This is a genomic window from Belliella kenyensis (assembly GCF_022549675.1).
Taxonomy (GTDB): Bacteria; Bacteroidota; Bacteroidia; order Cytophagales; family Cyclobacteriaceae; genus Belliella; species Belliella kenyensis.
This window is the reverse complement of sequence record NZ_JAKZGR010000009.1, coordinates 85343-111823: the sequence shown is the minus strand read 5'-3', so window position 1 is coordinate 111823 and position 26481 is coordinate 85343. Positions and strand designations below refer to the sequence as shown.

Sequence of the window (26481 nt, the reverse complement as noted above, 5' to 3'; positions counted from 1 at the left end):
GTAATTTCTATTCAATTAAAATAAATCGTAAAACCAGGTCATCAAATTTTCGAAACCTAAATCTATAGCTCCTATTAATAAAGCGAAGATTAATGAGGCTACAATGACCAAAACTGCACTGTTTTGCAAAAATGAATAAGCAGGCCAAGTGACCTTATTTTTCATTTCATCAATGGATTCAATGACAAAGCTTTTGATATTCATGGTTTTACTTTAATGTTGCACGGGCAGAGAGATTCGAACTCCCATCAACGGTTTTGGAGACCGCTATTCTGCCATTGAACTATGCCCGTATATTATTTGCCTTTAAAAGGGAACGCAAAAGTAGCAAATTGCGCATTAAGAAACAAATGCGACCCCGAAAAATTTCAAGATCGCATTTGAAAATATTTTAATTACGATGTAATTAGTCTAGAATTTCAGTTACCTGACCAGCTCCTACAGTCCTACCACCCTCACGGATAGCGAATCTTAGACCTTTTTCAAGAGCAACAGCATTCAATAAATTAACTTCAATCGTAACGTTATCACCTGGCATAACCATCTCAACATTTTCAGGAAGTTTGATCTCACCTGTCACGTCTGTAGTTCTTAAGTAGAACTGAGGACGGTATTTGTTAAAGAATGGAGTATGACGACCACCTTCTTCTTTAGAAAGAACGTAAACCTCAGCTTTGAAGTGAGCGTGTGGCTTCACTGAACCTGGCTTACAGATGATCATACCTCTCTTGATTTGAGATTTTTCAATACCTCTTAGCAATAGACCTACGTTATCACCAGCTTCACCTCTGTCAAGGATCTTACGGAACATCTCAACACCAGTCACAGTAGACTTGAGGCCTTGAGCACCCATACCAATGATATCAACTGGATCACCAGAGTTGATTACACCTCTTTCAATTCTACCAGTAGCTACAGTACCACGACCAGTGATCGAGAATACATCTTCTACAGGCATCAAGAAATCTTTGTCAATAAGACGCTCAGGAAGTGGGATATGGTTATCCACAGCATCCATCAATTCCATGATTTTATCTTCCCACTTAGCTTCACCGTTAAGTCCACCAAGTGCAGATCCTGAAATTACAGGAATATTGTCGCCATCGAATTCATAGAAAGAAAGCAATTCTCTTACTTCCATTTCTACTAGCTCAAGAAGTTCAGGGTCATCTACCATGTCCACTTTGTTCAAGAATACTACAAGAGCCGGAACACCTACCTGACGAGCAAGAAGGATGTGCTCTCTAGTTTGAGGCATTGGACCATCTGTTGCAGCTACTACAAGAATAGCTCCATCCATTTGAGCAGCACCAGTAACCATGTTTTTCACATAGTCAGCGTGACCTGGACAGTCAACGTGAGCATAGTGTCTAGCTTCTGTTTGATACTCAACGTGAGATGTGTTGATAGTGATACCTCTTTCTTTTTCTTCTGGAGCGTTGTCGATAGAAGAGAAATCTCTTAATTCAGAAAGACCTTTTTTGGCCAATACTGTAGTAATGGCAGCAGTCAAAGTTGTCTTTCCATGGTCTACGTGACCAATCGTACCGATGTTAACGTGCGGTTTGGAACGGTCAAAGGTTGCTTTTGCCATGCGTGAAAATCCTCTGTTTTAGTTAAAGATATAATTTTAATTAAATTCTTCAATGTTTCTGAGCCAACGACGGGATTTGAACCCGTGACCCCTTCCTTACCAAGGAAGTACTCTACCCCTGAGCTACGTCGGCTGTTGACATTAATTACGTTTGCCTATAAAAGCATAGAGCGGGAGACGAGGCTCGAACCCGCGACCTGCAGCTTGGAAGGCTGCCGCTCTACCAACTGAGCTACTCCCGCTTTTAATACTATTCTCAAATACGTGATTGCAAAAGTAATATTTTTTTTTGACAAAAACGCAATGTGGGGGAAACAGGATTCGAACCTGTGAAGACATAAGTCAACGGATTTACAGTCCGTCCCAGTTGGCCGCTTTGGTATTCCCCCAACTGATATATTCCAATAAGATCTAAGTCTTTTCGACTTTTTCGTTCTCTTAACGGATGGCAAAATTATACCCTTTTCTGAAACATTCAAAATTCTGTCAAAAAAAATATCTGCTTTTTTTGACAGAATTAAATAAACATAAAGAAATCAAGGATTTAATTTTCGTTCAGGTAAGGTTCGAGATAGTAATTCATGTACATTTTTAGCTTTTCGTCTTCTTCTTTTTGATATAATTCTTTGATTTTGTCCAATACTCCTTCATCGTCCACAAATCCAAACATGGATTGGAAAGCTACTGCTCTTATGTAATTGGCCTGCTGATTCAATCCTATTTTGTAAAGATTATCTACAGCTCGCTTACTTTCTGATTCCTGCTGTAGCTTTGAAAAATAGTCTCCATAATAGCCTAGAAAGTAATATAACGACTGACCTGACAGCTTTTCTAACTTGCCATGAAACCACTCTGAATTATCATAAGACTCTTCTGATATCAGAAAATCTGCAATTGCTACAATTATTCTAACATTGTCTTCATCCATGTAGCGTTTAGCTATTGCCATTCTATTGGAATTTTCTTCATGGCTAAGGTAAGCTGATAGTGCTGCCGAAGCCACCAAATATGATGGATGATTCATCCACCTCAAAAGTGAAGGTGAATATTTATCTGGATCTAAGATCGCCAGCAACTCAATGGCTCCAGTTTGAACAGCATGGCCTGAACCATTTTCAGCAAGATCATACAAAACTTCCTCCAAACCTTTGATTTGCATAATCCATTCTGGATTTCTAGCTATTGCAAACATTGCCATTTCTTGAATTGCTCCAAATGGATCCTTTAATGCAAGTCCTACGGTGGACATGGTAATTGGCTCATCAGAGTAATTAGAAATCAAACTATCTAGTGCCTCATACCTGGCTACTCCATACCTTGATTGATTGTATTGCTTTACAAAGTGATCTAGACCTCTAATTGATTTCTTGACAGCTAGTAGTTCCGATTGCTCATCGAAATACAACTGATTCACATGAGCTTTATTTTGAATCGCAAATTGCTGATATGCTTTGTCTAAAATAAATTCTTTTTCGAAACGCTCTCCATCTAGATACCAGCTTACCTTGAACGGAATTTTATATAAAGGTGTGGTGGTCAGGTCTTGATTTTGAGTGATTGTTAAAAGTAAATTCTCTTTTTGAGTATAATCTACCTGGTAAGACAGCACTGGATGTCCTGAGTCTAAAAACCATTGGTTGAAAAACCAATTCAAGTCTTGACCAGTAATGTGCTCAAAGGCTAACCTCAAATCATGGATTTCCACGCTTGACCAAGCGTGTTTTGTTAAATAATAACTAAGTGAAGTGAAAAACGCATCATCGCCAAGATGTCTTCTCAGCATATGTAAGATTCTACCACCTTTCGCATAAGAATGACTGTCAAACATATCTTCTGAGTCTTCATGATAAAACCTAATCAAATCCACTTGCTTTTCCCTAGACTCATCAAAGTACTGCTCCATCTCTGAAATATGATGCAAATCAGCCACATCTCTTCCTTCTTTGTAATCATACCAGAGGTATTCAGAGTAATTCGCAAATGCTTCATTTAAAGTCAAGTTGGCCCATGACTCAGTAGTAACATAGTTGCCAAACCATTGATGAAACAATTCATGCGCTATGATCCCGTCCCATTCACTATCCAGGGCTTCACGCTCATTGAGGTTCAATGCTTCCATAAAAACCGAAATTGTCGTATTCTCCATAGCTCCTGACACGAAATCTCTTACAACTACTTGATCATATTTTTGCCAAGGGTATCTTACTCCAAGCAACTCTGAAAAAAAGCCAATCATTTCAGGGGTATTCTTGAAAACGGTCTTTGCTCCCTCTGCAAACTTTTCCTCTACATAGTAATTCACCTGTATGTCTTCCCATGAATCTTTGATTTCTACAAATTCACCAATCACCACAGCCGCTAGGTATGGCGCATGTGGCAGATCCATCTCCCAATGATCTGTGCGCATATTATTTGGCTGATCTATGGTAGAAATAAGCTTCCCATTGCTGATAGTTCTATATTTGGAAGGAATGGTGATTTTAATATCTTGTGTAGTCCTTTCGTTCGGTGTATCGAATGTAGGAAACCATTTTGAATTATGTTCCGTTTCTCCTTGGGTCCAAATCTGGATAGGTTTATCATCATTTCCTTCAGGATTGATAAAGTAAAGTCCCTTGGTGTCAGTAATGGCCTTACTCCCCTTTTCAGGGTTTTCATTAGGCATAGCAGTGTATTTAATGTAAAGCTGGAGTGTATCATTTCGAGAATAAGTTTTTGGAAGAAATACAGTCAACTTCTTACCATCATACATATAATTCAACTCATCCCTCTGCTCCTGACCAAGTCTGAGGGCATAGATATCAAAGTCTTTAGCATCAAGGATTATTTGATTCTGATCAAAAAAGTATGGCTTCATAGTCAAATTTGCCTCACCAAGCACATGCTGATGATCAAAATCAAAACTAAGGCTCAAAGATGTATGTAGTAAATCAAACGCTCTAGTTTTGGATCCTTTATAACCTTCAATTTGTGCCTCCTTGATATTTACTAAAGACTCACTTTCAAATTGCTTGCCTGTAGAAGCTATTTCTTCATCAGTTTCTAGCTGTTCTCGATTTGCAATGTTTTTATTACTTTTACACGCTAGAGCCAAAAATGGCAACACTAACAAAAGAAGCTTAAATCTCTGGATCTTCATATTCAGACTTTTTATAATTAAATTGTATCTTGGCGCAAAATAATAGAAATGTATTCAGTAAACATCGATAAGTCTGGACTAAATGTGGAAAAATCAGGCAGTGACTTGATTGTAAACGAAAATTTACTGACTTGGGACTTCCAAAAAGTAAGTGAAAAGAAATACCACATCATTCACAAAAATCAATCACACAATTTAGAATTGGTCGAAATTAACCCTCAAGGCAAAACACTTAAACTGAAGTTGAATAACAAATTAGCAGAAGTAAAAATCCAAGATAAGTTTGACGTTTTGTTAGAAAAGCTTGGTATGAATACAGCTTTGGGTAATCAAGCAAAAGACATCAAAGCCCCTATGCCTGGGTTAATTTTTGATATTAAAGTAAAAGACGGGGATGAAGTAAAAAAAGGGGATCCAGTACTGATACTTGAAGCTATGAAAATGGAAAATATAATCAAATCTCCTGGAGATGGAATAGTGAAATCCATAAAAATCAAAAAAGGAGATAGTGTAGAAAAAAATCAAGTGCTCATCCAATTTTAAAGAATCATTTTAGATTTCTGGCTTGAAACTTTATATTTGTAAAATTTATCAATCACACGAACGCTAATATCTAGCATAATTTTCCAAATCAACACCAACAATGAAGTACAAAAGAATCTTACTCAAACTAAGCGGAGAGTCTCTAATGGGGAAAAACAGTTACGGAATAGACCCAAATAGGCTTCAGCAATACGCAGAAGAAATTAAGAAAGTAAAAGAAAAAGGTGTTGAGATAGCAATCGTAATCGGGGGAGGAAATATTTTTAGAGGAGTACAAGCAGAAAAAACAGGCATAGACAGGGTTCAGGGAGACTACATGGGCATGTTGGCTACTTTGATCAATGCTATGGCACTTCAAAGTGCACTTGAACAAAACGGCATGTTCACAAGACTTATGTCTGGTATAAAAGTAGAAAGTGTATGTGAACCGTTCATTAGAAGGAGAGCAATCAGACATTTAGAAAAGGGCAGAATCGTGATTTTTGGAGCAGGTATAGGCAATCCGTATTTCACCACTGATTCTACTGCAAGTCTTAGAGCCATAGAAATCGAAGCAGAAGTGGTACTTAAAGGTACTAGAGTAGATGGTGTGTATACAGCTGATCCAGAGAAAGATCCATCTGCAACAAAATACAACACCTTATCATTCCAAGAGGCTTATGAGAAAAACTTGAACATCATGGATATGACTGCGTTTACATTATGCCAAGAAAACAATTTACCTATTGTTGTATTTGACATGAACAAGTCAGAAAACCTTATCAAGCTTGCTCAAGGTGAAGACATCGGAACATTAATAACTACTATTCAATAAATATAAGCCAGAATACATTTACTATGGAAGAGATACAAATGCACCTGGATGAAGCAAAAGAAATGATGCAAAAAGCGGTAGATCATACTGCCCAAGAACTAGTTAAAATCAGGGCTGGAAAGGCTATGCCTAACCTACTTGATGGCATCATGGTGTCTTACTATGGAGCACCTACTCCACTTCAACAGGTAGCTTCTGTCACTACACCCGACGCAAGAACTCTAGCTATAAAGCCATGGGAAAGAAACCTAATCAGTGAAATCGAAAGATCTATTATCAACTCAGATCTTGGGCTAGCTCCTCAAAATAATGGTGAAATAATCATTCTTACAATCCCTCCTTTGACCGAAGAGAGGAGAAAAGGGCTAGTGAAAATGGCTAAAGCTGAAACTGAATCAGGAAAAGTAAGTATCAGAACCATCCGAAAGGATACAAATGATAACTTGAAAAAACTTCAAAAAGATGGAGCTTCCGAAGATGACATCAAAAGGGCTGAAGATGTTGTTCAAAAGCTAACCGACCAATATTCAACAAAGGTGGATGAACTTCTTGCAAAAAAAGAGGTAGAGATCATGACTATATAAGTCAACACTCACACACACAAAAAAAGTCTGTACAGTCCACTGTTCAGACTTTTTTGTTATACCACAATTTCACATCAATCTTCCAATCATTAATTGAGATACTATTTTTCCATAAGAAAAATGTAACTTTGCGCCTTGCAATTCCAGAAATCATAAGCATGAACCTGTCAAAAGAAATATCAAAAAGAAGAACCTTCGCCATTATAGCTCACCCAGATGCAGGAAAAACGACACTTACAGAAAAGCTTTTACTCTTTGGAGGTGCTATACAAACAGCAGGTGCTGTCAAGTCAAACAAAATAGATACTGCCACCAAGTCTGACTGGATGGAGATCGAAAAACAGAGAGGTATCTCTGTGGCTACTTCAGTGATGGGCTTCGAATATAAAGATATTAAAATCAATCTTCTCGATACTCCTGGTCACCAAGACTTCGCAGAGGACACCTATAGAACACTTACTGCGGTAGATTCTGTTATCATGGTCATAGACTGTGTAAAAGGTGTGGAGATACAGACAGAAAAATTGATGGAAGTCTGTAGAATGCGAAACACACCTGTGATCTGTTTTATCAATAAACTTGACCGTGAAGGAAGAGATCCTTACGAGCTTTTGGATGAGGTAGAAAACAAACTTAACATCAAGGTACGTCCTCTCTCCTGGCCGATTGGTATGGGGAAAGGATTCAAAGGTGTATATAATCTTTATGAGAAAAAACTTAATCTCTTCACACCTAGTCAGAGGAAGCTAAATGATGACAGGGTCATCATCGAAAACCTTGACGATAGCCAATTGGACGATCTCATCGGAACTAATAATGCTAATCAATTGAGAGAAGATGTGGAGCTAATAGAGGGTGTATATCCAGACTTTGATACTACTGATTACTTAGAAGGAAAGGTAGCGCCGGTGTTCTTCGGTTCTGCTGTCAATAATTTCGGGGTAAATGAAATGCTTGACACATTTATACGTATAGCTCCAACCCCCAAAAGCAGAAATACAGAGGAAAGAGAAGTAATCCCAACAGAATCAAACTTTTCTGGCTTCGTATTTAAAATCCATGCTAACATGGATCCAAATCACAGGAATAGAATAGCATTTTTGAGGATTTGCTCTGGCCAATTCGAAAGAAACAAACCATACAAACATGTGCGTGGAACAAAGCCGCTGAGGTTTTCCAACGTTACACAGTTCATGGCTCAAGACAGAGAAATGGTCGATGTAGCTTACCCTGGAGACATCGTGGGGCTTTATGATACTGGGAACTTGAAAATTGGCGACACCCTGACAGATGGTGAGGATATGACCTTCAAAGGTATTCCAAGCTTTTCTCCCGAAATCTTCAAAGAAGTCATCAACAAAGATGCCATGAAAACTAAGCAACTTGAAAAGGGACTGAAGCAATTGATGGAAGAAGGGGTGGCGCAATTGTTCACCTTCGACATGGGGTCTAGGAAAGTAATTGGGACAGTAGGGCAGTTACAGTTTGAAGTAATACAGTTTAGACTAAAACAAGAATATAATGCCTCTGTGGAATTTGCGCCTATGCAATTGTATAAAGCATGCTGGATCAATAGCAGCGATAAGAAAAAGCTGGACGAATTCGTCAAGTCTAAGAATCGACACATCGCACATGATAAGGATGGAAAACTTGTTTTCATGGCAGAATCAAGATCATGGCTTCAAATGGTTCAGGACAATTATCCAGAAATTGAATTCCACTTTACTTCAGAGTTTTAATTTTGGGTGAGTTTATTTATAAAAACATCTATAAATTAAACTTTATACACAAGAATTTATGTTATTGATTGGCAATCGATAGCTGATCATTTAAATTGAAAAATCTGTCGGACTTCGGCAAGGTATATATTAGGATTATGAAAAAAAAGCCATTTACAGTCGTCTATGAAGACAACCACCTTTTGGTAGTCAACAAGGCTGCAGGTATACTTGTCCAAGGAGACAAAACAAAAGATAAAACCTTAACTGATTACTGTAAGGAATACATTGCAGAAAAGTATGATAAACCTGGAGCTGTTTTTCTTCATCCCGTTCACCGACTTGATAGACCAGTCAGTGGTCTGGTTGTATTCGCAAGGACATCCAAAGGACTCGAACGCATGATGGAACTCTTTCGAAAAAGGGATATTCACAAAGTCTATTGGGCGGTAGTTAAGAAAAAACCAGCAGAGGAGATGGGTAAATTGACTCACTATCTTGTCAAAGACGAAAATCGCAACTATGTATCCGCCTTTGACAAAGAAGTGCCAGGATCACAAAAAGCTGAGCTGAGTTACAAGCGACTTGGAAAACTCAATGACCACTGGCTCGTCGAAGTGCGTCCCGTTTCTGGCAGACCACATCAGATCAGAGTACAACTCGCAAGTATGGGGTGTGTGATCAGAGGAGATGTCAAGTATGGCTTTGTGAAAGGCAACCCAGATAAAAGCATTAATCTTCATGCATTTCATTTGGTCTTTGTACATCCAATCAAAAAAGAAAAATTATACCTCCGAGCTGCCTTACCTGAAGAGCCATTTTGGGAACAGTATCTGGAATTGGAGCCTATCAAAGCTAAAGATCAACATATCGACAATACTTATAGCGGATAGAAATCAGCACCACCCACACCACTATGAAAAACCTATTCTATCTATTTCTCATTCTATTTGCTCTCGGTGCTTGTGGTACAAAACAAGAGCCGAAGACCATCTATGTGGTCAGACATGCAGAGAAAATGCTCGATGGCAAAGACCCAATGCTCAGTGTAGCAGGAACTGCTCGCGCTAAAAAATTGGATCAAATCCTAGCCGAAAAAGAAATAAAGCATGCATTCAGTACAAATACGGTAAGAACCTTAGCTACCATACAGCCTATTGCCAATAGATCTGGAATAGCCAAAGAAATCTATGATCCAGAATATCATGAGGACCTGGCGCAAGAACTTCGTAAGAGAAAAGGTAATATTATCGTGGTAGGTCACAGCAACACCATCCACCATTTGATCAATCACTTCGTAGGAACAGGTCAAAAATATGATGAACTGAAAGAAGAAGAATACGATTACATCTTCGAAATCACCCTCGCTGAAGACGGTAGCTCATCAGTAGAAAGGAAAGTTTACAAGGAATATTAAAACAATTGAGAAAGCTTGCCCAATTGTTTTCTATTGGTCAGAATTAATACTCATTTAAAAAATTTATGATTTTAGGCATCTGATCAGCGATATTTTGAAAGGTAATCCCTTCCGATCTCATGAGGCTATTTGATTTTATCAAGTAAAATCTAGGATTATTATCCACCAGACCCATTTTCCAAGATTCATATTTTAAATCCTTTTCAATTTGAAATGAATTTAAGTTTAAATCACTCAAAGTCTCTTGGATCAACTTTTCAGATCGAGCTGTAAAAACCAACAATACATCTTTTCTAAATTTTTCTTCCATGCCAACCAGTTCATTGAGCGTCATTTGAGAGCAGGAAGAACATGAGTTCTCTAATGGGATGATTATGACCACCTTCTTCTCACTCAAATATTAAATTCCAACAACGCTTCCAAATTGGTATATTCCTCTTCTAAAGCATTGTGGCTACATGCCAGACAACTAACTATAAGTAGTCCTATTGTTAATAAATTCTTTATCATCTCTTCATCGGCTTTAGACCAACAAAAATCAATTCATCCTCAGAGGGATTATTATCAGGATGATTGATGGATACATATAGTTTTCCTTGGTGAGTGAAGTACATCCTTGTGTAGAACCTGTTCTGGGGCAGTTCATATTCTCCTACCTTTTTCATGTTACTATCCAGAATGATTATGGATGGCTTTTTGTTATCCCATGTCCTTCTTCTGCCATCCAAATCTTTGTAATCCAAACCTTCATAGGCAAACCTATATAAGTAACCGGTCTCTTGATCATAAACGATTTCTCTGTATGAATCGCTCTCTACATATTCTTGCTCATCGTGATTCGGGCTTGGATTATCCAAGGGCAATATATCACCATGTCCACTATGCCCAGCGGCTGCATAAGTAAGCTCTTCTGAGTCTATATTATAGATCAGCAGATCATTTAAGAATGGTAAACTAACGATTAACTGATCATCCCCCTTAAGCAAGTGTGAGCTATGTGAAAAAAAAGCGCTATATACTAGCGGTGACAAATGAGAAGGTAAATTCAAAACATGCTCCATCTGTAACCGATCATCAAGTGTAAATTTCAAAAAATAAGTTCCAGACCATAGACCTGGTGAATTATAATCCTGATCTCCCGCTGCAAAAGTAAAAGTTGCATTTTTAGTTCGACTATAGATTAACGGTTGATTAGTGTAATATAGCTGTACAAAAGGTTTATTATCTTCTCTGTCAACTTCTATAGAATTTATTCTTTGGAAAACATTACCACTAAAATCTGTAATGTAAAGTTCACGACGCCAAGAAGTCCCAATCAATAGCGTACTATCAGACAAAACTTCGAATGCCTTGATTGTCCTTACACCGTTAGGTCCTTCTTGCTGAAACTTAATACTGAAACTTTCCGCATCATCTGACAATGCATAGAACTCCAGGTGGTTTGTTGCTTCATTCACAAGGCCTAAAAAATCTTTGCCCTTTATCCTTGTTTTTGATATATAACTAGAAAACACATTGGTTCTTTGTCCAATCGGTATAGACACCGTATCATTAGGCGCCAATGTGACTAAATTATCAAATTTTCTTGGTGAAGGATCAAGCGATTGATTCAATGAAGTCTTCTTCTCACAACTTAATAAGCTAAGAATGCTAAATAAGGAAAGAGCTATATATATTTTTCCCATATTTCTTGATTTTAAAAAAACATCCCTCTTGCCCATTGAGCATGAGGGATGCAAATTAATAAATAGATAAACTTTAACAATTACCTGCCTCTGTAACTAAACAATCTCCACTTCCTAAACAACAATGCTTCCCATAATCTTTTCTCCAACCTACCTCCCCCTACCTCTGAGCAGACAACTCCAGATAAATACCTCCTGAAAACAATACCAGCATGGCTCCAGCGACTAACAATCTTACTTTCTTTTTCATCGTATTCCGATTTAACAAATTTAAAATACCCCTTACAGAGCAGCTTCAACCTAAAAGCTTTCTCTATATTATTATTATTATGAGCAAGGGATTGTTAATATTTTTTTTTGAAAATTGTTTCAAAAACAAGATATCACATATGTAAATCAATATTTTGAGAATGAGTATAACCAGAATTGAACATTCTAGAGAACAAAACCTGTGCAACCATCGAAATGAATTAGAATCTAAACTTAGCTTATTTAGACTATTTAAGTATTTTTATTATCAAATATTTTATGCAAATCAGGAATTCAATTCCAAAATTGCATAAAATGATAAAAACAGATTAACAAGAAAAAACAGCAAACTGATCGCTTATGAAATCAAATCTTCCGAGACTTATCACTCTGATTTTCTGAAAGGGCTGAAAAATTTCAAAAAATTGGCTCCAGAAACTGAATTGAAACTGGTCTATGCAGGCGATCTCCACCAGGAAAGAGAAGGTGTTCAAATCAGAAACTGTAAAGCAATAGAATAAAAAAACTCTTCCAAAGTTTTAAACTTTGGAAGAGTTAGACTCTTGATACAACTACGTGATTATCTATCAAATCAACTAAATGAAAGCGACGGATAACCAACATAAGTTAGAAGGGCATTTGAACTCCGTTGTCTATTGACCGTCGACACTTGTGCCGTGGCGTAGTTGACTACCTCAATATCTCCCTTGAAATCACCAATTTTTGAATCTCAGATGTACCTTCACCAATAGTGCAAAGTTTTGAATCTCTATAATACTTTTCAACTGGATAATCCTTTGTAAAGCCATATCCACCAAAAATCTGCACTGCTTCATTTGAAACAGACACGCAGACTTCAGAAGCATAAAGTTTAGCTTTGGCACCAGCCAGAGTCACTTTCTCACCCCTATTCTTCAAGTCTGCCGCTTTGAATGTCAAAAGCTTCGCTGCCTCAATTTGGGTAGCCATATCTGCCAATTTGAATGAAATCCCCTGGAACTTACTGATTGACTGATTGAATTGCTGTCTCTCTTTGGAATATTGAATTGAGGCCTCTAGCGCTCCTTCAGCTATCCCAAGTGAAAGTGCCGCAATAGAAATTCTACCACCGTCCAGAATCTTCATAGACTGAATGAAGCCCTCTCCCACCTTTCCAAGAATCTGATCCTTGTGAACCTTGCAGTCCTCAAAAATCAACTCAGCAGTCTCCGAAGCACGCATTCCTAGCTTATCTTCCTTTCTGCCACCTTTGAAGCCTGGAGTACCCTTTTCCACGATAAAAGCCGTCATTCCATGAGAATCTCCGACTTCTCCTGTTCTAGCTATCACCACTGCCACATCCCCTGATACACCATGTGTGATAAAGTTTTTGGCTCCGTTGATGATATAGTGATCACCATCTTCAGTAGCTACTGTTCTCATATTTCCCGCATCAGAACCAGTATTTGGCTCTGTCAACCCCCAAGCACCTAGTAGTTCACATGTGGCAAGCTTAGGCAAGTACTTCTTTTTCTGCGCGTCATTTCCAAACATCATGATATGTCCAGTGCATAATGAATTGTGCGCAGCCATAGATAGGCCAATGGATGGATCTAACTTTGCCAGCTCGGCTATCGCTGTCACATATTCAAAGTAGCCAAAACCAGCCCCCCCAAATTCAGTAGGCACCAATACGCCCATCAAACCAAGTTCTCCTAACTTTTTAAAAACTTCAATTGGAAAATACTGCTGATCATCCCATTCTTTTCTAAATGGAGTGATTTCTTTAGCACCAAAATCTCTAATCATTTGAGCAATCATCACCTGATTCTCATTCATCTCAAAATTCATCATAATTGTTATACTTGGGTTTAATTTTCACTAAGATAATAACTTCTAGTCAGAAGAGAAGTTTCATATTAAATGCAAAACGTTTCATCTTTATTGAATAAAAAATAAAATAATTCAGACGAATCTCATTATTACTTTAAATATCGTATTCATCAAAACATCAAAACAATTCTCTGCTTTTACTTCGGAATAGAGAGCTCACATGATTTCAATAACTCCTCAGAACCGATCCAAAAAGTGAGAAATTGCTAGTATTGGCCAAGCATCAACTAATCCCCTATTCTTAAAAACACAGTCTAACTTCGAATATTGGCAGCTCGCTTTACCTACCAAATATCAAACAATCACATCAACGAATTCGAATTTCTGTCCATTAAAAAGCCCTTTGTCACTGAGCTTCAAATCTGGAATCACTAAAAGTGCCATAAAACTTAAAGTCATAAAAGGTGACTGTAGTGTTGAACCCATAGCTTTGGCCATAGCGTCTATTTTAGTGTAAGCCGCTGCTACTTGATAACCATCATTAGAAGACATGATGCCACCTACGGGAAGAGGAAGCACAATTTTTTCTGCTCCATTGACTGCCGAAACCCCACCTTTCACTTCAATAATCGAATTGACCGCCTCACATATTGACTCATCGTCCACTCCCACAGCAATGATATTGTGTGAATCATGACCTACAGAAGATGCTATAGCACCAGATTTCAGTCCAAAATTTTTGATAAACGCCAAGGCGGGAGATGCTTCATGGTAGCGATTGACCACCGTCATTTTTAGAATATCTTTGGATACATTAGACACTCCACAACCATCAGAAAGCTCAATGTCTCCAGTAATCTCTGGAGTGATTAGCTGACCATCTAGTGCTTCTATCACACGAACTTTTGACTTCTCAGCTTTAAAATGAAAATCTTCTGTTTTCTTGGATTGAATGTTAAAATTATTAATAACGGTACTTTCTACACTTTTGATTTTCGTAACACCATTTTCTGCTACCAGTTGCCCATTGATGTATGTAGCTCTGACCTTAAAAGACACTACATCATCCAAAATTATAAAATCCGCTGGATCCCCCACTCTCAATTTTCCAACATGTAATTTGTAATGATCTATAGGATTCAAACAAGCTACCCTTAAGACATCAAATAAATCCTTACCTTTTGCTATCGACCTAGCTGCCAATTCATTGATATGAGATACAGTAAGATTATCTGGATGTTTATCATCAGAGCAAAACATCACCTCATTCGGATATTCATCAATCAGGTCTACCAAGGCTTCAAAATTCTTTGCAGCACTCCCCTCTCTAATAGCAATTTTCATCCCCAATTTCAATTTATCCAAAGCCTCATCTATGGTGAAGCATTCATGGTCAGAGGTGATTCCAGCCGAAGCGTATTGTGCAGCCAAGTCTCCCCTCAAGCCAGGAGCATGACCATCTATAGGCTTACCATATCTTTTAGCAATATTAATTTTCTCCATAACTACAGGATCCCTATGAACTGTTCCCGGCCAATTCATCATCTCAGCAAGGTATACTATTTCTTTTCTTTCTAGGAGATCATGTATATCCTTAGCAGATATCTCTGCACCAGCAGTTTCAAAGGGAGTAGCAGGCACGCAAGAGGGCGCTCCAAAATAAAACTTAAAAGGGACTTGGTTTCCGTTTTCTATCATGAAATTCACTCCATCCATACCACACACATTTGCAATTTCATGCGGATCTGAAACTGTAGCGACTGTACCATGAACTACTGCAAGCCTAGCAAACTCCGATGGAATCAACATCGATGACTCCACGTGTACATGAGCATCAATAAACCCTGGGGATAAATAAGGTAGTTCAGCATTAAACTTGATCTTTCTAATGGCTACAATTTTCCCATTCCCTACCTTCAATTCGGCTGAAAAAATCTCACGATTTTCGATGTCTATAACTTGACCTTCAATACAAAAGCAATTCATAATGGATGATTTTTATTATATTTTTGACCAAAACATATCAGAAAGAAGTAGATACTGTACAGTAACTTGGAATACATCTATCCACCTACCAGAATTAGATTTAAATCTACTATATTTGTACTTGAAAAAAAAGAAGAGATATACTTAGTCAATGAATAGAATTGTAATTGCGATCGATGGATACTCGGGTTGTGGCAAAAGCTCTACAGCTAAAGCGGTGGCAAAAGCTCTGGAATACACCTACATAGATTCAGGTGCCATGTATAGAGCAGCTACTTTGCATTTTTTGAATAATCACACTGTCTTGACCAATCCCAAAGAGGTATCGAAAGCGATAGAGACTATGCACATATCATTTCAAATCAATCCAGACAATGAAAAGCAAGAAACATATTTAAATGGACTCAATGTAGAAAAGGAAATTCGGAAGATGAGGGTCTCAGAATATGTCAGCGAAGTAAGCAAAATCAAAGAAGTAAGAAAAAATCTCGTAGCGCAGCAACAAAAACTAGGGAAGAAGAAAGGCGTCGTGATGGATGGTAGAGACATAGGAACAGTTGTATTTCCAGATGCAGAGTTGAAAGTATTCATGACTGCTGATATTCGAATACGTGCAGAAAGAAGGCAAAAAGAGATTTTGGAAAAAGGTGATTTAATAGGGTTAGAAAAAATAATTCACAACCTTGGAGAAAGAGATCGAATCGATTCATCGAGAGAAGAGAGCCCTCTCAAAAAAGCAGAGGATGCCATCGAAATAGACACAAGCTATTTAGATTTTGAATCCCAAGTCAATCAGATTGTCTCGCTAGCTAAGGAAGTTTTAGCAGAAAAGGTGTAATCATATGAATGTCACAATAGATAAAAACTCAGGGTACTGCTTTGGAGTAGAGTTTGCCATAAAAATGGCAGAGGATGAAATGGAAGGTGCAGAAAAACTGTATTGCTTGGGAGACATCGTCCATAACGATATGGAAGTAAAAAGGCTGAGCGAAAAAGGACTCGTCGTCATCAACAGGGATGAGTTGAAAGAATTGCAAGATTGTAAAGTATTGATTAGGGCACATGGTGAGCCACCTGAAACCTATAAAATAGCTATAGAAAATAATATAGAACTGATTGATGCTTCTTGTCCAGTGGTGCTGAAACTTCAGCACAGAGTCAAAACTGCCTTTGACAAAATGGAGAAAGAAAGGGGTCAAATAGTCATATACGGCAAAAAAGGGCATGCTGAGGTCATAGGACTCACGGGACAAACACTTGAAAAAGCTATAGTGGTAATGGAAGATAGAGACTTAGAAAAAATTGATTTCAATAAGCCTGTGACACTTTTCAGCCAAACGACCAAAAGCACCAAAGGATTTTATGAGCTAAAAGAAAAAATTGAACAACGAATAAAAAACACTAAGGGAACACTCAGCGAAGTGGATTTCAATGCTAACGATTCCATCTGCAGACAAGTGTCAAATAGAGAGCCTCAGCTCAAACATTTTTCAAAAGCTAATGATGTAATCATCTTTGTATCAGGCAAAAAAAGCTCCAATGGCAAAGCCCTTTATCAAGTATGTAAATCAGAAAATAACCGCAGTTATTTTGTAGAAAACGAAACAGAAATAGACCCTAGCTGGTTCAATACAGAAGACAGTATAGGAATATGTGGAGCGACCTCTACACCAATGTGGCTAATGGAACAAGTCATGAATCACATCAACACTTTAGAGTCTGGAATAGCGATTAATAGTAATTAAATAAAAGAAAGGTAAATCAAACTAGATATGTCAAGTTAGCAAGATGCTGTCAAATAATAACAGAATTATCTTCTAATAACTGATCTATTTTATTAGATTTGAGGCGTTTTTCAAAAGACCATACAGTTCAAAATAATATGTCAAAACTAATTAAGCTTAAGAAGGGATTCGACATTAAGCTTGTTGGAAAAGCTGAAAAGCAGCTTGTAGACTTCCAACCAGCCAGTACCTTTGCCATAAAACCCACAGACTTCATTGGTCTTCAAAGACCAAAAGTGATTGTATCTGAGGGAGATACAGTAAAGGCAGGAACTCCGATTCTATTCGACAAAGCATTGGATAAAGTCCAATATGTCGCTCCAGTATCTGGTGAAATCGTAGAGATCAAAAGAGGTGAAAAAAGAAAGTTGTTGGAAATCAAAATCCTTGCTGACAAAGAGATCAGCTATGAAACTTTCGAAAAACACACCGAATCCAGTATAAAATCTATCAGCCGTGACGCTGCAATCTCGCAAATGCTGGCAGGTGGTGTTTGGCCTCAACTTGTCCAAAGACCATATGGTATAGTTGCAAACCCGGATGATAGTCCAAAAGCTATCTTTATATCCGGATTTGATACGCATCCACTTGCCCCTGACTACGCTGTATCTCTCAAGGGTGAAGAAAAGAACTTTCAGGCAGGAATTGACATTTTGAAAAAACTTACAGAGGGAATAGTACATCTAAATCTAAACGGAGATGCAGAAGTACCTTCAGTATTTGCGAATGTACAAAATGCACAAGTAAATAAGTTTTCAGGTCCTCATCCAGCAGGAAATGTTGGTGTTCAAATCCATCATTTGAATCCTATCAATAAAGGTGAGGTCGCTTGGACAATTAGTCCATTTGGAGTAACTCAAATAGGAAAACTTTTCTTAGAGGGCAAGTTTGATGCATCAAGAGTGATTGCAATCACAGGATCAAGAGCAAAAAAAGCAGTTTATACCAAAACTATTGTAGGTGCTTGTGTAGACACATTAGTTAATGGAAATCTAAAAGAAGACGAAAAGTCAGATGTAGCTCCAATTACCAGAGTCATCTCAGGCAACGTACTTACAGGAGAAAAAATCAATCAGGATGGCTATTTAGGCTACTACCACAGCCAAATCACTTTAATACCTGAAGGAGAATACCATGAATTTTTAGGCTGGATGAAGCCTACAGCAGATAAATTGAGCTATCATAGAGCGCTTGGTTTACTTTCTTTCTTGAAGCCAAACAAAGAATTTGTTTTAGATTCTAATGTCAGAGGTGAAGAAAGAGCCTTTGTTCAGACGGGGGTATTCGAAAGTGTTACACCAATGGACATTCTTCCAGTATATCTTTTAAAAGCCATCATGGCAGAAGACTTTGATGAAATGGAAGAGCTAGGAATTTACGAAGTCATAGAAGAAGATTTAGCACTTTGTGAATTTGTAGATGTATCAAAGCATCCTGTTCAAGAAATAGTAAGAAAAGGAATAGACTTAATTCAATACAGTTAAACAATATGAAGTTTCTAAGAGATCTGTTGGATAAGCAGAAACCCTTATTTCAAAAGGGAGGAAAATTGGAGAACTTTTATTACGCATTTGAGGCGGGTGAGACATTTTTGTTTACACCTAATCATACCAATGCGATAAAAGGTGCTCAAGTGAAAGATGCAGTCGACTTAAAAAGGATGATGATCACAGTAGTAGTGGCCATGATTCCTTGTTTATTGTTCGGTATATACAATACAGGACATCAGCACTTTTTAGCAACTGGTCAGACTGCCGGATTATGGGAGGACTTTGGTCCCAAAGCTTTATTGGGGTTACAGCTTGTATTGCCGATCGTAATTGTTGCTTATGCAGCAGGTGGTATGGTAGAAGCTGCTTTTGCAGTAATAAGAAAACACCCAATCAATGAAGGATTCTTGGTAACGGGTATGCTAATTCCATTGGTAGTACCTGCGACTTTACCTTTGTGGCAAGTGGCACTAGCGACGGTCTTTGCAGTAGTAATTGCCAAAGAGGTTTTTGGAGGTACAGGTATGAATATCCTGAATGTAGCAATGACAGCAAGAGCATTCTTGTACTTTGCTTATCCAGCACAAATTTCTGGAGATCAAGTTTGGACGTATTTGGGAGGCAAAGAAGCTGTCGATGGATTTTCTGGGGCCACTGCACTTGCAGTTGCATACAATGCAGGTGTAGAGGGAGAGACAGTTTCATCAGCTTTGGCATCTCACAATACTGAAATGGGAGCAGGCTTATTTGAATTTGCCAATCTATTCATAGGCTGGATTCCAGGGTCAATTGGAGAGACATCTACATTGATGGCCTTAGTAGGAGCTATCATCCTAGTGGCTACAGGTGTGGCTAGTTGGAAAATTATTGTATCTGGATTCGCTGGAGCTTATCTGATGGGCCTAGTGATGAACGCATTTGCCGTAAATGAATATATGGCAATGGGTCCAGAGTATCATTTAGTAATGGGAGGACTTGCATTCGGTGTTGTCTTTATGGCTACCGATCCAGTGTCAGCTTCTCAAACAGAAATTGGAAAATGGATTTATGGACTTTTGATTGGTGTACTTACAGTAATCATACGTGTAACAAACCCAGCATATCCAGAGGGAATCATGCTTGCTGTATTGTTTATGAACGTATTCGCTCCATTGATCGATTATTATGTAGTAAAAGCAAACAAGAAAAGGAGGTTACAACGTGCAACAGTCTAACGGATATATCATCACTTTCTCAGTAATCCTGACCGTAGTCTTAGGATTATTGTTATCAGGTACTTCACAGCTTTTGGGCCCTATCCAAAAGAAAGCTGTAGAATTAGATACTAAAAAGCAAATTTTAGGAGCAGTACTTGAATCCTCAAAGCTTAACGCAATGAAATCTGAGGAAATCCTTGAATTTTACGATAATAGAATTTCTTCAAAAGTGGTAGACTACGAAGGAAATGAAATCGAAAAAGACGACGATGGCAATGAAATCGTTGCTGAAAATGTAGATGTAGCTAAAAACTATAAGTTAGCACCAGAAAAAAGAAAATATCCAGTATTTATTTTTCACCAAGAAGGCAACGAGGATGATGCAGAAGCGATTATTGTGCAGCTATATGGAGCGGGTCTTTGGGATGAAATCTGGGGTTTCTTAGCATTAGATACGGACCTAAACACCATTGAAGGGGTTACATTTGGACATAAAGGAGAAACTCCAGGTCTAGGTGCTAGAATCACTGAAGGAAGTGTTCAAAACAGATATCAAGGAAAGAAAATCTTTGATGATTCTGGTGAGTTTCAATCAGTAGAGATGCAAAAAGGTGAAGGTAAGGATTACAGTGGTGATGATCATAAAGTAGATGGCCTTTCAGGTGCTACAATTACTGCTAATGGTGTAAATGCCATGCTTGAAAATTACTTAAAAGCATACAAGTCTTACTTCGAAAAAAGACAAAAGTCTTAATCTGGTATAGCAGCTATAATTTTAAATTTTAGACATTATAAATAATATATAATGAGCACAGAAACTGCAGAAGTGAAAGAGACCAAAGCATCAGAAGCTTTGTTCTCTAAAAGAAGAAAAAAACTGATCAGTGATCCTCTAATAGATGACAACCCAATTACTATACAAGTTTTAGGTATTTGTTCGGCATTAGCCGTTACTACACAGATGCAGCCTACTCTAGTAATGGCAATCTCTGTGATTTTCGTAATGGTAATGGCGAATCTGACCATTTCATTGTTGAGAAACACTATACCATCAAGGGTACGTATCATCGTTCAGTTAGCTGTAGTTGCCTCTTTGGTGACTTTAGTAAATGAAATATTGAAGGCCTTCGCTTATGATATGTACAAAGAACTTTCTGTATTCGTAGGCTTGATCATCACCAATTGTATCGTAATGGGTAGATTGGAGGCTTTTGCTTTAGGTAACAAGCCTTATGACTCAGTACTAGATGGTTTTGGTAGCGCATTAGGTTACTCTTGGATTATTTTGGCAGTTGCCTTCTTCAGAGAGTTATTAGGTTCAGGTTCCGTATTTGGGGTTGAAATCTATGATGGAATTAGTAGCTTATTCGGTGGAGAATTTAGCTTAGCTACCAACGGACTTATGGTTTCTCCAGTTGGAGCATTTATCATCCTGGGTTTGATCATTTGGGTACAGCGTACAAAAACTGGCTATGTTGAACATTAATAAAGAATAGAGAAATGGAATTATTTAGCTTAGCAATTAGGTCAATCTTTATTGACAACATGGTATTCGCTTATTTCTTAGGAATGTGTTCTTTTCTAGCCGTTTCTAAAAAGGTAAGTACAGCACTGGGACTTGGTGCAGCAGTTATTTTCGTATTGACCGTGACTGTACCTGTCAATTGGCTTTTGAATGAATTCGTATTGAAAGAAGGTGCTCTTACTTGGGCTAGTGCATCACTAGCAGGTGTAGACCTTACTTTCTTAAGATTCATCATGTTCATAGCAATCATTGCAGCAATGGTTCAGTTAGTTGAAATGGTAGTCGAAAAATTTGCTCCTGCGCTTTACGGTGCGTTGGGTATTTTCCTTCCATTGATTGCTGTAAACTGTGCAATTCTTGGTGGATCCCTTTTTATGGCTCAGAGAGATTATACTTTAGCTGAATCGGCGGTTTATGGATTTGGTTCTGGTACTGGATTCTTTTTAGCTATAGTTGCGCTTGCTGCCATCAGAGAAAAATTAAAATATTCTAATGTACCTAACGGTCTGAAAGGTCTTGGTATCACTATGCTTCTTACAGGCTTGATGGGTATTGCTTTCATGTCTTTCATGGGCATCGATCTATAATACGAATCATACTCTTTGTATCAATCAAAAAAGCCTTGAGGATCTGATCCTCAAGGCTTTTTTGATTGTAACTTTTGGTTAATTTGAAAAACAAGAAATTCTAATCAAAAAAAAAATCTTAATTCTTCTGAGATATAAAGGCTGAATTCCTATTCTATACCATCAAGTTCACTCAATTCAAGCCACCGGAGTTCCATTTCTTCTAGTTGACTATCAATGCTCTGAATTTCACTTGACCACTTGATCAGCTCCTCATGATCATCTGAACCGTGAGTGATTTTGCTGATCAACTCAGCCTTTGAACCTTGAAGTTTTTCCATTTTGATACCTAATTCTTCATATTCCTTTTTCTCCTTAAAACTTGCTTTTACCTTAGTTAAATCAGGTTTTGATACAGTAGAATCACTTATTGGTTTTGCAGATTGAGTATCTTTGGACTCCTTAGCTAAGCTAGCAGACTCCTTTTCCCATTCCCTGAAATCAGTATAGTTACCTGGGAAATCCATAATCTCACCTTCACCTTCAAAAACAAACAAGTGCTCCACAAGCCTATCCATAAAGTATCTGTCGTGAGAAACTATCACCAAACATCCCGGAAATGTGTCCAAAAACTCTTCTAAGGTATTGAGAGTCATGATATCTAAATCATTCGTAGGCTCATCAAGAATTAGGAAATTTGGACTCTTGATCAAAATCATCAAAAGCTGAAGTCTTCTTCTTTCACCCCCACTCAATTTAGCAATAGGAGTATGTTGCTGCTTTGGAGGAAACCCAAATTTAGTAAGAAACTGGGACACAGTGATCGTTGCACCACCGCTCACAGTGACTACTTCTGCTACTTCTTTGACGATATCAATAAGTCTCTTTTCTTCATCGAATGAGTCCTCCTCTTGCTTATAATAGCCTATGGCTGTAGTCTGACCGATACTGACTTTTCCTGCATCTGGCTCAAGCGCACCAGTGATCATGTTTAGAAAAGTGGTTTTTCCTGCACCATTTGGCCCTACTATACCAATTTTATCCCCTTTTTTGAAAATATAATCGAAATTGTTGACAATCTTCTTGTCGCCATAAGACTTATTCATCTTCTCGATTTCGATTATTTTATTCCCTAATCTTTGGGTAGTGACGCTGAGTTCTATTTCCCTCTCCTCTCTTTTGGAGAAGGCCTTTTCTTTAGTCTCTTCAAAAGCATCCACCCTATATTTAGCTTTGGTACCTCTTGCTTTGGGCTGTCTTCTAATCCAATCTAGCTCTTTCTTATATAAGCTTTTCGCTTTGTCTATTTCTGTGGCTTCGATTTCTCTTCTCTCAGCCTTTTTTTCTAAGAAATAACCATAATTCCCTAAATACCTATGTACTTTGCCATTGTCAAGTTCTAAGATCTGATTGGTAACTTTCTCAAGAAAATACCTATCGTGAGTCACCATGAAAAGTGCTAGATTAGCTTTAGACAGATAATCCTCCAGCCATTCTATCGTCTCCAAGTCTAAATGGTTGGTCGGTTCATCTAAGAGCAAAAGATCAGGTTTTTCAAGTATAGCTTTTGCAAGAGCTACTCGCTTCCTTTGACCACCACTCAGCTTCCCTACTGCCAGCCCTGTATCATGCAGCCCAAGCTTTCCCAAAATCTCATTGACTTGATATTCAAAATCCCAAGCTTGTAGCCTATCCATTTTTTCAAAAATCCCCTGAAGTAAATCAGCATTGTCTTTGCCACTTTCTGAATCAGTCATGGCTTTGTGATAAGCTTCGATGGTCTTCAAAGTCTCATTATTGCTATCATCAAATATCGTCTGATAGATGCTCAACTCTCCTGAGAAGACTGGGTTTTGATGGACATAAGCCACTTTCACTTGTTGATTGATGGCTACGTTTCCTTCGTCGGCTACTTCTAGTTCCATGATGATTTTCATCAAAGTGGACTTACCTGCCCCATTGACTCCTACCAAAGCAACTTTCTGACCTTGATCTAGTCCGAAAGAGATATTCTTAAAAAGTACGCGCTCACCAAAAGACTTACTAAGATTTTCTACTGATAAATAATTCATGGAGCAAAGATAGTAGAAAAACCGCCGATATTCTTGGAATCAGAGAAGTCTATTTCTTTTTAAAAATCGATTCTAAAGCCAAACCCAACTGTTCAAGAGCATTTTTCAAATGAATTTTTGATTCCTGAAACCTAGGCTCTAGCGCTTCTCTTTGCTCTTGATATATTTTCTCCGCTTTTTCTTTGCCTTTTGCTAATTCTTCCTCAAGGTTTGTCTGTTTACCTCTTAATTCAGAAATCTTTTTCTCTAACTCAATCTTGACCTCACCCCCTGCTTCCGCTGCCTTTTCCATAAGAAGCTCTATCTTCTTACCTACATCTTGCAACAATGATTCTACTTCATCAAATCCAGACTTTTTCATATTGAGATTGTGATATTGATTTTTCTATTTAGTCTTCAATTTTTTCGTTAACTTGAGTTTGCTTTTCATACAATTCAGCATATACACCTCTCAGGGATAGCAGGTTATCATGAGTCCCTTGCTCTACTACTTTGCCATCATTTAGTACTATGATCTTATCAGCAAGCTTAGCAGAAGAGACTCTATGAGAAATTATTATAGAAGTCCTACCCACCATGATTTTGCTCAAAGCATTGAGAATAGCATGCTCCGTTTTGGTATCAACAGCAGAAAGACAATCATCCAACAGTAAAATACTTGGTTCTTTTGCGATTGCCCTAGCAATCGAAACCCTTTGTTTTTGACCTCCAGACAATGTAATCCCTCGTTCTCCTAACCTTGTATCAAAGCCTTTGGGAAAGTCGATAATATTATCATAGACATCAGCATCCTTAGCTGCTTTGTGAATAAGCTCATCAGTATAATCATCCAGTCCAAAACCAATATTGTTGGCGATACTATCACTAAATAAAAACACATCCTGAGGCACAAAACCAATTTGACGTCTAAGTGTAGCAGTATCATAGGCAGAAATATGCCTTCCATCTATCAAAATCTCTCCCGAGGTCACATCATACATACGCATTAGTAAATTAGCAATCGTCGATTTTCCTGAACCAGTGGTCCCTATAATCGCCATTGATTGCCCTGCCTCTATTTCAAAACTAACTTGATCTAGAGCTCTAATGCCAGACTCTGGATAAACAAATGAGACGTTATTTACTTCAATCTTTCCATCTATAGCTAGGTCTAGATTTTCTGAGCTCAGAATATCATTTTTCTCATCCAAAAACTCATTAATCCTAGTCTGTGAGGCAGCGGCACGTTGAATGATACTTGTCACCCAACCTAAAGAAGTCACAGGCCAAGTCAGGATATTCACATATAAGATAAATTCAGCAATCACACCATACCCAATCGTCCCTTCTATCACTTGCACTCCTCCTATATAAACTGTAAGAATTGTGCTAATTCCAATAAGTGCCAAAATCAACGGATAGAATAATGCCTGCACCACAGTCAAGCTGATAGATTTTTCTTTGTAATCCTCACTAGCAACTTTAAAATCATGAGCACTATCATCCTCTCTTACGAAGGCTTTCAAAACCCTGATTCCCGAAAATGCTTCTTGCACATAGGTACTCAAACTTGAGAGACTTCGCTGTATTCTTTCTGATCTTTCGTTGATCATATTGTTGACAAAATAAATACTCAACGAAAGTATTGGGAGAGGAAGCAAAGAGTATATCGTCAACTCTACATTCTCACTTAGCATATACCCAATCACAAGTGGAAACAAGACAATCAAATTAAGGCCATACATTATAGCTGGCCCTAAGTACATTCGGACCCTACTCACGTCCTCTGTGATTCTAGCCATCAGGTCTCCAGTACTATTCTCTCTATAAAAACTTAAGGGAAGGTTTTGATAATGAGCAAAAATCTCATTTTTCATATCATATTCGATTAGCCTCGACATGATGATGATTGTCTGCCTAATAAGAAACAAGAAAAAACCTCTCAACAAGGCCATTGCTAGGATCAAGACTCCAAAAATAAAAATGAATTTCATGAAAGAATTTCTTGCAAAAACCCCCAAATCACCTTCATTGAAAAGGTTATAGTAAGAAAAACTCTCCACCACATAATCTATGGCAATTCTCACCAACTGGGCAGGAATAATTACAAATATGTTAGAAATTACAGTGAATAAGATCCCCAATAAGAGGTATCCCTTATACTTGAACAAATACTTATTTAATCTCCAGAGCGGCTTCACGAAATAAAAACTTTTAAATCACTTGATTAGTTTATTTTAACTCCACTAATTGCATTGGTAAAGCCCGATAAAAATATATAATTTTGCATCGGAGATTTCACCACACAGCAGTCCCAAATATAACACA

At 38.0% G+C, this 26481-nt stretch carries 23 protein-coding genes and 4 tRNA genes; 13 read left to right on the top strand and 14 right to left on the bottom strand.

Annotated elements, in window-relative coordinates; genetic code table 11:
* Positions 1 to 15 precede the first annotated feature (15 nt).
* The 7 genes from secE to MM214_RS10980 form a co-directional block, all read right to left on the bottom strand.
* The gene (gene secE, locus MM214_RS11010) at positions 16 to 204 is read right to left on the bottom strand and encodes a preprotein translocase subunit SecE (protein WP_241295405.1); all 189 of its coding nucleotides are present in this window, start codon (positions 202 to 204) and stop codon (positions 16 to 18) included.
* A gap of 18 nt (positions 205 to 222) precedes the next feature.
* Positions 223 to 293: transfer RNA gene (locus MM214_RS11005), tRNA-Trp, on the bottom strand.
* 113 nt (positions 294 to 406) lie between these two features.
* Positions 407 to 1594, bottom strand: a complete 1188-nt coding sequence (tuf, locus tag MM214_RS11000; RefSeq protein ID WP_241295403.1) for an elongation factor Tu — start codon at positions 1592 to 1594, stop codon at positions 407 to 409.
* A 61-nt stretch (positions 1595 to 1655) separates the two neighbouring features.
* Positions 1656 to 1727: transfer RNA gene (locus tag MM214_RS10995), tRNA-Thr, on the bottom strand.
* Between the two features lie 36 nt (positions 1728 to 1763).
* Positions 1764 to 1836: transfer RNA gene (locus MM214_RS10990), tRNA-Gly, on the bottom strand.
* A gap of 64 nt (positions 1837 to 1900) precedes the next feature.
* Positions 1901 to 1983 (bottom strand) — tRNA-Tyr (locus MM214_RS10985).
* Positions 1984 to 2138: 155 nt separating this feature from the next.
* The gene (locus MM214_RS10980) at positions 2139 to 4733 is read right to left on the bottom strand and encodes a M1 family metallopeptidase (protein WP_241295401.1); all 2595 of its coding nucleotides are present in this window, start codon (positions 4731 to 4733) and stop codon (positions 2139 to 2141) included.
* A gap of 48 nt (positions 4734 to 4781) precedes the next feature.
* On the opposite strand from MM214_RS10980, the gene MM214_RS10975 reads away from it, so the two are divergent.
* The 6 genes from MM214_RS10975 (at position 4782) to MM214_RS10950 (ending at position 9809) form a co-directional block, all read left to right on the top strand.
* Entirely contained in the window at positions 4782 to 5276 is a 495-nt protein-coding gene (locus MM214_RS10975) for an acetyl-CoA carboxylase biotin carboxyl carrier protein subunit (protein WP_241295399.1), read from the top strand.
* 100 nt (positions 5277 to 5376) lie between these two features.
* Positions 5377 to 6090 (top strand): UMP kinase, encoded by a 714-nt coding sequence (gene pyrH / locus MM214_RS10970; RefSeq protein ID WP_241295397.1) that lies wholly within the window; start codon positions 5377 to 5379, stop codon positions 6088 to 6090.
* A 23-nt stretch (positions 6091 to 6113) separates the two neighbouring features.
* Positions 6114 to 6674 carry a ribosome recycling factor gene (gene frr / locus MM214_RS10965; protein ID WP_241295395.1) on the top strand — a complete coding sequence of 187 codons (561 nt, stop codon included), beginning with the start codon at positions 6114 to 6116 and terminating at the stop codon, positions 6672 to 6674.
* A 158-nt stretch (positions 6675 to 6832) separates the two neighbouring features.
* Positions 6833 to 8413, top strand: a complete 1581-nt coding sequence (locus MM214_RS10960; RefSeq protein WP_241295393.1) for a peptide chain release factor 3 — start codon at positions 6833 to 6835, stop codon at positions 8411 to 8413.
* Between the two features lie 137 nt (positions 8414 to 8550).
* Entirely contained in the window at positions 8551 to 9285 is a 735-nt protein-coding gene (locus MM214_RS10955) for an RluA family pseudouridine synthase (protein ID WP_241295391.1), read from the top strand.
* A 23-nt stretch (positions 9286 to 9308) separates the two neighbouring features.
* The gene (locus MM214_RS10950) at positions 9309 to 9809 is read left to right on the top strand and encodes a SixA phosphatase family protein (RefSeq protein WP_241295389.1); all 501 of its coding nucleotides are present in this window, start codon (positions 9309 to 9311) and stop codon (positions 9807 to 9809) included.
* Positions 9810 to 9852: 43 nt separating this feature from the next.
* Here MM214_RS10950 and MM214_RS10945 read toward each other — a convergent pair whose 3' ends face one another.
* The 4 genes from MM214_RS10945 to ade form a co-directional block, all read right to left on the bottom strand.
* Positions 9853 to 10206 carry a hypothetical protein gene (locus MM214_RS10945; RefSeq protein WP_241295387.1) on the bottom strand — a complete coding sequence of 118 codons (354 nt, stop codon included), beginning with the start codon at positions 10204 to 10206 and terminating at the stop codon, positions 9853 to 9855.
* A gap of 109 nt (positions 10207 to 10315) precedes the next feature.
* Positions 10316 to 11494 (bottom strand): DUF4221 family protein, encoded by a 1179-nt coding sequence (locus MM214_RS10940; RefSeq protein ID WP_241295385.1) that lies wholly within the window; start codon positions 11492 to 11494, stop codon positions 10316 to 10318.
* A gap of 939 nt (positions 11495 to 12433) precedes the next feature.
* Positions 12434 to 13573 carry an acyl-CoA dehydrogenase family protein gene (locus MM214_RS10935; protein ID WP_241295556.1) on the bottom strand — a complete coding sequence of 380 codons (1140 nt, stop codon included), beginning with the start codon at positions 13571 to 13573 and terminating at the stop codon, positions 12434 to 12436.
* A gap of 336 nt (positions 13574 to 13909) precedes the next feature.
* Positions 13910 to 15541: an adenine deaminase gene (ade, locus tag MM214_RS10930; RefSeq protein ID WP_241295383.1), complete on the bottom strand. Its 1632-nt coding sequence runs from the start codon at positions 15539 to 15541 to the stop codon at positions 13910 to 13912.
* Between the two features lie 151 nt (positions 15542 to 15692).
* Between ade and cmk the strand changes: the two genes are divergently transcribed.
* The 7 genes from cmk (at position 15693) to nqrE (ending at position 22123) form a co-directional block, all read left to right on the top strand.
* On the top strand, positions 15693 to 16379 hold the full coding sequence (gene cmk / locus MM214_RS10925) for a (d)CMP kinase (protein ID WP_241295381.1): 687 nt from the start codon (positions 15693 to 15695) through the stop codon (positions 16377 to 16379).
* A 4-nt stretch (positions 16380 to 16383) separates the two neighbouring features.
* Entirely contained in the window at positions 16384 to 17286 is a 903-nt protein-coding gene (locus MM214_RS10920) for a 4-hydroxy-3-methylbut-2-enyl diphosphate reductase (protein WP_241295379.1), read from the top strand.
* A gap of 137 nt (positions 17287 to 17423) precedes the next feature.
* Positions 17424 to 18809, top strand: coding sequence for a Na(+)-translocating NADH-quinone reductase subunit A (locus MM214_RS10915; RefSeq protein WP_241295377.1), 1386 nt, complete (start codon positions 17424 to 17426; stop codon positions 18807 to 18809).
* Positions 18810 to 18814: 5 nt separating this feature from the next.
* A complete protein-coding gene (locus tag MM214_RS10910; RefSeq protein ID WP_241295375.1) occupies positions 18815 to 20029 on the top strand; it encodes an NADH:ubiquinone reductase (Na(+)-transporting) subunit B in 1215 nt (404 codons plus the stop codon).
* A complete protein-coding gene (gene nqrC / locus MM214_RS10905) occupies positions 20016 to 20765 on the top strand; it encodes an NADH:ubiquinone reductase (Na(+)-transporting) subunit C (RefSeq protein WP_241295373.1) in 750 nt (249 codons plus the stop codon). Before MM214_RS10910 ends, nqrC begins: the two co-directional genes overlap by 14 nt.
* A 51-nt stretch (positions 20766 to 20816) precedes the next feature.
* Positions 20817 to 21497, top strand: a complete 681-nt coding sequence (locus tag MM214_RS10900) for an NADH:ubiquinone reductase (Na(+)-transporting) subunit D (RefSeq protein ID WP_241295371.1) — start codon at positions 20817 to 20819, stop codon at positions 21495 to 21497.
* A 14-nt stretch (positions 21498 to 21511) separates the two neighbouring features.
* A complete protein-coding gene (gene nqrE / locus MM214_RS10895; protein ID WP_241295368.1) occupies positions 21512 to 22123 on the top strand; it encodes an NADH:ubiquinone reductase (Na(+)-transporting) subunit E in 612 nt (203 codons plus the stop codon).
* 149 nt (positions 22124 to 22272) lie between these two features.
* Here nqrE and MM214_RS10890 read toward each other — a convergent pair whose 3' ends face one another.
* Genes MM214_RS10890 through MM214_RS10880 form a run of 3 tightly spaced genes read right to left on the bottom strand, consistent with a single transcriptional unit; the run spans position 22273 to position 26354 of the window.
* Positions 22273 to 24174 (bottom strand): ABC-F family ATP-binding cassette domain-containing protein, encoded by a 1902-nt coding sequence (locus tag MM214_RS10890; protein WP_241295365.1) that lies wholly within the window; start codon positions 24172 to 24174, stop codon positions 22273 to 22275.
* Positions 24175 to 24223: 49 nt separating this feature from the next.
* A complete protein-coding gene (locus tag MM214_RS10885) occupies positions 24224 to 24535 on the bottom strand; it encodes a hypothetical protein (protein ID WP_241295361.1) in 312 nt (103 codons plus the stop codon).
* A gap of 28 nt (positions 24536 to 24563) precedes the next feature.
* Complete coding sequence (locus MM214_RS10880; protein WP_241295359.1) at positions 24564 to 26354, bottom strand: ABC transporter ATP-binding protein; 1791 nt, start codon at positions 26352 to 26354, stop codon at positions 24564 to 24566.
* Positions 26355 to 26481 lie beyond the last annotated feature (127 nt).

Excerpts from the sequence above, each read along its gene's own strand:
- MM214_RS10915 (WP_241295377.1), top strand. The coding sequence starts at position 17,424 with ATGTCAAAACTAATTAAGCTTAAGAAGGGATTCGACATTAAGCTTGTT.
- MM214_RS10910 (WP_241295375.1), top strand. The coding sequence starts at position 18,815 with ATGAAGTTTCTAAGAGATCTGTTGGATAAGCAGAAACCCTTATTTCAA.
- ade (WP_241295383.1), bottom strand. The coding sequence starts at position 15,541 with ATGAATTGCTTTTGTATTGAAGGTCAAGTTATAGACATCGAAAATCGT.
- MM214_RS10885 (WP_241295361.1), bottom strand. The coding sequence starts at position 24,535 with ATGAAAAAGTCTGGATTTGATGAAGTAGAATCATTGTTGCAAGATGTA.
- MM214_RS10950 (WP_241295389.1), top strand. The coding sequence starts at position 9,309 with ATGAAAAACCTATTCTATCTATTTCTCATTCTATTTGCTCTCGGTGCT.
- pyrH (WP_241295397.1), top strand. The coding sequence starts at position 5,377 with ATGAAGTACAAAAGAATCTTACTCAAACTAAGCGGAGAGTCTCTAATG.
- secE (WP_241295405.1), bottom strand. The coding sequence starts at position 204 with ATGAATATCAAAAGCTTTGTCATTGAATCCATTGATGAAATGAAAAAT.
- MM214_RS10975 (WP_241295399.1), top strand. The coding sequence starts at position 4,782 with ATGTATTCAGTAAACATCGATAAGTCTGGACTAAATGTGGAAAAATCA.
- MM214_RS10980 (WP_241295401.1), bottom strand. The coding sequence starts at position 4,733 with ATGAAGATCCAGAGATTTAAGCTTCTTTTGTTAGTGTTGCCATTTTTG.
- nqrE (WP_241295368.1), top strand. The coding sequence starts at position 21,512 with ATGGAATTATTTAGCTTAGCAATTAGGTCAATCTTTATTGACAACATG.
- tuf (WP_241295403.1), bottom strand. The coding sequence starts at position 1,594 with ATGGCAAAAGCAACCTTTGACCGTTCCAAACCGCACGTTAACATCGGT.
- MM214_RS10920 (WP_241295379.1), top strand. The coding sequence starts at position 16,384 with ATGAATGTCACAATAGATAAAAACTCAGGGTACTGCTTTGGAGTAGAG.
- MM214_RS10900 (WP_241295371.1), top strand. The coding sequence starts at position 20,817 with ATGAGCACAGAAACTGCAGAAGTGAAAGAGACCAAAGCATCAGAAGCT.
- MM214_RS10935 (WP_241295556.1), bottom strand. The coding sequence starts at position 13,573 with ATGAATTTTGAGATGAATGAGAATCAGGTGATGATTGCTCAAATGATT.
- cmk (WP_241295381.1), top strand. The coding sequence starts at position 15,693 with ATGAATAGAATTGTAATTGCGATCGATGGATACTCGGGTTGTGGCAAA.
- MM214_RS10960 (WP_241295393.1), top strand. The coding sequence starts at position 6,833 with ATGAACCTGTCAAAAGAAATATCAAAAAGAAGAACCTTCGCCATTATA.
- frr (WP_241295395.1), top strand. The coding sequence starts at position 6,114 with ATGGAAGAGATACAAATGCACCTGGATGAAGCAAAAGAAATGATGCAA.
- MM214_RS10890 (WP_241295365.1), bottom strand. The coding sequence starts at position 24,174 with ATGAATTATTTATCAGTAGAAAATCTTAGTAAGTCTTTTGGTGAGCGC.
- MM214_RS10955 (WP_241295391.1), top strand. The coding sequence starts at position 8,551 with ATGAAAAAAAAGCCATTTACAGTCGTCTATGAAGACAACCACCTTTTG.
- MM214_RS10940 (WP_241295385.1), bottom strand. The coding sequence starts at position 11,494 with ATGGGAAAAATATATATAGCTCTTTCCTTATTTAGCATTCTTAGCTTA.